6 protein-coding genes and 1 pseudogene are annotated in these 4,633 nt (G+C 38.9%); 6 read left to right on the plus strand and 1 reads right to left on the minus strand.

Annotated elements, in window-relative coordinates; all coding sequences use genetic code 11:
• Positions 1–258: 258 nt before the first annotated feature.
• Positions 259–825 (minus strand): recombinase family protein, encoded by a 567-nt coding sequence (locus FTU19_RS15865; protein ID WP_006581699.1) that lies wholly within the window; start codon positions 823–825, stop codon positions 259–261.
• A 290-nt stretch (positions 826–1,115) separates the two neighbouring features.
• On the opposite strand from FTU19_RS15865, the gene arsC reads away from it, so the two are divergent.
• From arsC to FTU19_RS15895, 6 genes and pseudogenes are all read left to right on the plus strand, one after another.
• On the plus strand, positions 1,116–1,544 hold the full coding sequence (gene arsC, locus FTU19_RS15870) for an arsenate reductase (glutaredoxin) (RefSeq protein ID WP_004644743.1): 429 nt from the start codon (positions 1,116–1,118) through the stop codon (positions 1,542–1,544).
• 44 nt (positions 1,545–1,588) lie between these two features.
• Positions 1,589–1,912 (plus strand): metalloregulator ArsR/SmtB family transcription factor, encoded by a 324-nt coding sequence (locus FTU19_RS15875; protein WP_004644742.1) that lies wholly within the window; start codon positions 1,589–1,591, stop codon positions 1,910–1,912.
• A 4-nt stretch (positions 1,913–1,916) separates the two neighbouring features.
• Positions 1,917–2,390, plus strand: a complete 474-nt coding sequence (locus FTU19_RS15880) for an arsenate reductase ArsC (protein ID WP_004726772.1) — start codon at positions 1,917–1,919, stop codon at positions 2,388–2,390.
• 5 nt (positions 2,391–2,395) lie between these two features.
• Entirely contained in the window at positions 2,396–3,436 is a 1,041-nt protein-coding gene (gene arsB, locus FTU19_RS15885) for an ACR3 family arsenite efflux transporter (RefSeq protein WP_010116223.1), read from the plus strand.
• 4 nt (positions 3,437–3,440) lie between these two features.
• A complete protein-coding gene (arsH, locus tag FTU19_RS15890; RefSeq protein WP_005253621.1) occupies positions 3,441–4,145 on the plus strand; it encodes an arsenical resistance protein ArsH in 705 nt (234 codons plus the stop codon).
• Positions 4,146–4,162: 17 nt separating this feature from the next.
• Positions 4,163–4,507 (plus strand): annotated as a pseudogene (locus FTU19_RS15895) (FAD-dependent oxidoreductase); the annotation flags it as partial.
• Positions 4,508–4,633 lie beyond the last annotated feature (126 nt).

Here is a 4,633-nt window from a genome sequence, read left to right on the forward strand (position 1 = left end):
GATAATCTTTCTCGGATTCAATCAATAATTGAACCGCTCTTTCTCTGATTTCAGGGGTATATTTTACTTTTTTCATCGGGACATTCTCTCAGAAAGCTTGGTCTCCGACAAACCCGGTACGGTTCAAAAATCTTCCATTGATTTATTTATATCTGTTAAACCAGTCGCATTATGAAATGTAATATAAGTAGAAATTTCAGTATAAATGGTCATGATCTTTTCTAAATTTGAATATCTAAGCGTCTTCATTAATCAACCTTATTGATTATTAGTTTCTTCTTTTAAAGCTCTTTGTACTGTTGCTATCCCTACTTTAAACTTTTCTGCAACACCTCTAAATGTTGAATTTTCTTCAGCCATTGCTTTTCGTATTTCAACATAGTCAACCTTCCGCTTTCTTCCCTTATATAAGCCCTTCGCTTTGGCTTTTGCAATTCCTTCCTTTTGACGCTCACGGATCATGGAGCGTTCAAACTCTGCAAATGCAGCAAGCATCTGAAACATGAGTTTATTTATTGCCGATTGTGCTACATCATGACTGAAGGTCAAATTCTCTTTATGAAAAATAATGGTTATACCACGATCATTCAGACTATTCACAATTTCGTTCAGATCATTTGTATTACGTGCCAGACGATCAATACTATGAACATGCACCGTATCACCTTCACGCAGATAGTCGAGCATTGCATTTAACTGAGGACGTTCACGGCTACCACCGCTTGCCTTTTCAGTAAAGGTCTTATCCAGGCTGATTCCATCTAATTGACGTTCAGTATTTTGTTCAGTTGAACTGACTCGAATATATCCGACCTGATTAGGCATTCTGTACCGTTAGAGTTTAGATAATTAAATACATATTGTACCGAAATTAAATATTAAGTCTATAAATACGGTTTTTGAGTTGCTTTTTAAGACTTTATTTTGTTCCGTTAGGCTATGCTCTAAATATACATATTTAAATAACGAGTTTTTTCTCACTCATAAGAATTTGCAAGAATATATATACATTTATTGACATTAAGTAATTTAAATAAAATCAATATATGTATTTGCATATATGTGGAAATACGTATATAAATATATCTGAGTTTCTAATAGCAGAGTCAGTCAAAATGTTCTCGACCATAAAGATTTATCACAATCCTGAGTGTGGTACATCAAGGAATACCTTAGCTTTAATTCAAAATGCAGGAATTGAACCAATCGTTATTGAATATCTAATTACCCCACCTTCGAAAGCAGAATTAATTGAACTTATTCGTAGTGCTGGTTTAAGTGTTAGAGAAGCAATTCGTAAAAATGTACCTCCATATTCTGATTTAGAAATTGTTCGGGAAGATTGGTCTGATGAACAGCTTTTAAATTTTATGCTTCAACATCCTATTTTGATTAACCGCCCATTCGTTGTTACGGATTTAGGTACACGTTTGTGTCGTCCTTCTGAAGTTGTTTTGGATATTCTCCCGTTTCCTCAGAAAGGCGCATTTAGCAAAGAAGATGGTGAAAAAATTATTGATGAAAATGGCCTAAGAATTAAATAGCACTTTCTCATCTCTTGAATGGAAAGAATGTGAAGGAGACTTATATGGATCAAGTTAATTTTTTTAAATGCTTATCAGATGAAACACGTCTCAATATAGTGACATTAATTGTTGAAAATAAAGAACTATGTGTATGTGATTTGACTGAAAAACTACAACTCAGTCAACCTAAAATTTCAAGACATTTAGCCCTTTTACGTGCTTCAGGGCTACTTCAAGATCGCAGACAAGGCCAATGGGTTTACTACAGTATCAATCCAAAATTGGCCAACTGGTGTTATGAAATTTTAGATATTTTGAAGACGGTTCAATCTCAATCAAAGCTGGATGATCAACACCCCCTTTCTGTAAATAGTTATTGTGAGTAATTCAATGAAATTTTTATTTTTATGTACTGGAAATAGCTGCCGTAGCATTTTGTCTGAAGTTTTGTTTAATAGCCGAGCACCAGAAGGTTGGAAAGCCTATAGCGCTGGGAGTAAGCCTTCAGGTCAAGTTCACCCGCTAACTTTAGAAACCCTTGAAAACTTAGGGTTATCTACTGAAGGTTTATGGAGTAAAACGATTGATGACTGTGAACAGTACCAACCTGATGTTGTGATCACGGTATGTGACTCTGCTGCTCAAGAAGCCTGTCCACTTTATTTGGGTGGAGCAATCAAGGCACATTGGGGCCTAGCTGATCCTTCACACCTGGAAGTAAATAAAGAAGAAAAAATGAAAGCTTTTATGACCACTGTTGAACATATCAACCGTCGTTTAGATGCTTTATTTGCCCTAGATGTAAATAAACTTTCTCGTCCTGAACTCATTGCTGAAATCAATAAAATTTCGAATGTTGAGTAAGAGATATGTCTGAAAAACGCTTATCCTTTTTAGATCGTAACCTGACGCTATGGATTTTTATTGCCATGGCTCTAGGTATTGCAATCGGAAACTTCTTTCCGCAAGCTTCTGTCGCACTCGATCAATTAAGTATCAACTCTGTGAATATTCCAATTGCAGTTGGTCTTATTCTGATGATGTATCCCCCCCTGGCAAAAGTGAACTATGCGACGTTGCCACAAGTATTTAAAGATAAAAAAACACTAACTTTATCTTTAATACAAAACTGGCTAATTGCCCCAGTACTGATGTTTGCTCTGGCTATTATATTTTTACATAGCTATCCCGAATATATGACTGGTGTCATCCTAATTGGTCTAGCTCGATGTATTGCCATGGTATTGGTTTGGAATGGCCTAGCTTGTGGTGATAATCAATATGTTGCAGCCTTAGTTGCCTTTAACAGTATCTTCCAGATTTTATTCTTCAGTACCTATGCCTGGTTATTCCTGACCTTCCTGCCACCTTATTTCGGTGTTGCTTCACAGGTCATTAATGTTGATTTCTGGACCATCACCCATGCTGTTCTGGTTTATCTTGGTATTCCATTTCTGTTGGGTTTCTTAACGCGTTGGATTCTGGTGAAACAAAAAGGGGTAGAGTGGTATGAAACTCAGTTTATTCCGAAAATCAGCCCGCTGAGTTTAATGGCTTTACTGTTCACGATTCTGGCCATGTTTAGCCTAAAAGGTGGTGATGTCGTGAGTCTTCCACTGGAAGTTTTACGAATCGCGGTTCCTTTAACCATTTACTTCGTTTTGATGTTCTTTATCAGCTTCTTCATGAGTAAATGGATGGGCAATGACTATCCTAAGACCACAGCAATCGCATTTACTGCAGCCGGGAATAATTTTGAATTATCACTGGCAGTCGCAATTGCCACTTTTGGTATCGCTTCACCTGTTGCTTTTACCACGATTATTGGTCCATTGGTCGAAGTTCCGGTGTTGATTGCCTTGGTGAGTGTTTCGCTCTGGCTGAGAAAAAAAGTTTTTAAAGAGGCCTAATTCTATGAATCTCCCAAACGTAGATCTTAATCTTCTTGAGCAACCGACTTTTGAAAAAGTTCAGGCAAAAGAACTTGCTCATCCCCCTCGCATTTTGCTCCTTTACGGCTCGAATCGAGAACGCTCTTACAGTCGCCTTGCCGTTCTTGAAGCCGGTCGAATCCTGGAGCATTTTGGGGCGGAAGTAAAAATCTTTCATCCTAAAGGGCTTCCTTTACCTGAAGATGCGGATACTGAGCATCCAAAAGTAAAAGAGTTGCATGAACTTTTAGCATGGTCAGAAGGCATGGTCTGGTGTTCACCTGAACGCCATGGTTCTATGAGTTCAATTTTTAAATCACAAATAGACTGGATTCCACTGGCAGGGGGTGCAATCCGTGCCACCCAAGGTAAAACTCTTGCCTTGATGCAAGTCAGTGGCGGATCACAGTCATTTAACAGCCTGAACCAGATGCGTATTTTGGGTCGTTGGATGCGGATGATCACCATTCCAAATCAGTCCTCAGTTCCAAAAGCATTCTTGGAATTCGAAGAAGATGGACGAATGAAACCTTCAGCTTTCTATGACCGGATTGTGGATGTGATGGAAGAGTTATTTAAGTTCACCCTACTGACCCGTGGTCAAAGCAAATACCTGACAGATCGTTATTCTGAACGTAAGGAATCGGCTGAAGAATTATCTAAACGTGTGAATCAGCGTAGTTTGTAAACGCTAGGTGATATTAAATGCAAAAGAGACATTCTAAATTAATTATTCTAGGTTCAGGCCCTGCGGGTTATAGCGCAGCTGTATATGCTGCACGTGCCAACTTAAAGCCAACGCTGATTGCCGGTTTACAGCTAGGTGGTCAGTTGACCACAACAACCGAAGTCGACAATTGGCCGGGTGACCCTGAAGGTCTAACTGGTCCTGCACTCATGGAACGTATGCAAGCGCATGCTGAACGCTTTGGTACTGACATTGTCTATGACCATATCAACGAAGTTGATTTAAGCGTTCGTCCATTCGTTCTAAAAGGTGATATGGAAGAGTTCACTTGTGATGCCCTGATTATTGCAACAGGTGCAACGGGCACTGTTGCAAATAACCACGAATGGTAAGCTGAAGACTGTTTTAGCTAAAGGTGCAGCATATGAATCCTTTCCATGGTCGGCATTTTCAGGGCGAAATCATTCTTTGGGCTGTGCGCTGGTATT

The sequence above is a fragment of the Acinetobacter sp. YH12072 genome, assembly GCF_013419565.1.
Lineage (GTDB): Bacteria > Pseudomonadota > Gammaproteobacteria > Pseudomonadales > Moraxellaceae > Acinetobacter.

Bases quoted from the DNA above. Each gene is read 5' to 3' on its own strand.
- FTU19_RS15875 (WP_004644742.1), top strand. From the start codon at position 1,589: ATGGATCAAGTTAATTTTTTTAAATGCTTATCAGATGAAACACGTCTC.
- arsH (WP_005253621.1), top strand. From the start codon at position 3,441: ATGAATCTCCCAAACGTAGATCTTAATCTTCTTGAGCAACCGACTTTT.
- arsB (WP_010116223.1), top strand. From the start codon at position 2,396: ATGTCTGAAAAACGCTTATCCTTTTTAGATCGTAACCTGACGCTATGG.
- arsC (WP_004644743.1), top strand. From the start codon at position 1,116: ATGTTCTCGACCATAAAGATTTATCACAATCCTGAGTGTGGTACATCA.
- FTU19_RS15880 (WP_004726772.1), top strand. From the start codon at position 1,917: ATGAAATTTTTATTTTTATGTACTGGAAATAGCTGCCGTAGCATTTTG.
- FTU19_RS15865 (WP_006581699.1), bottom strand. From the start codon at position 825: ATGCCTAATCAGGTCGGATATATTCGAGTCAGTTCAACTGAACAAAAT.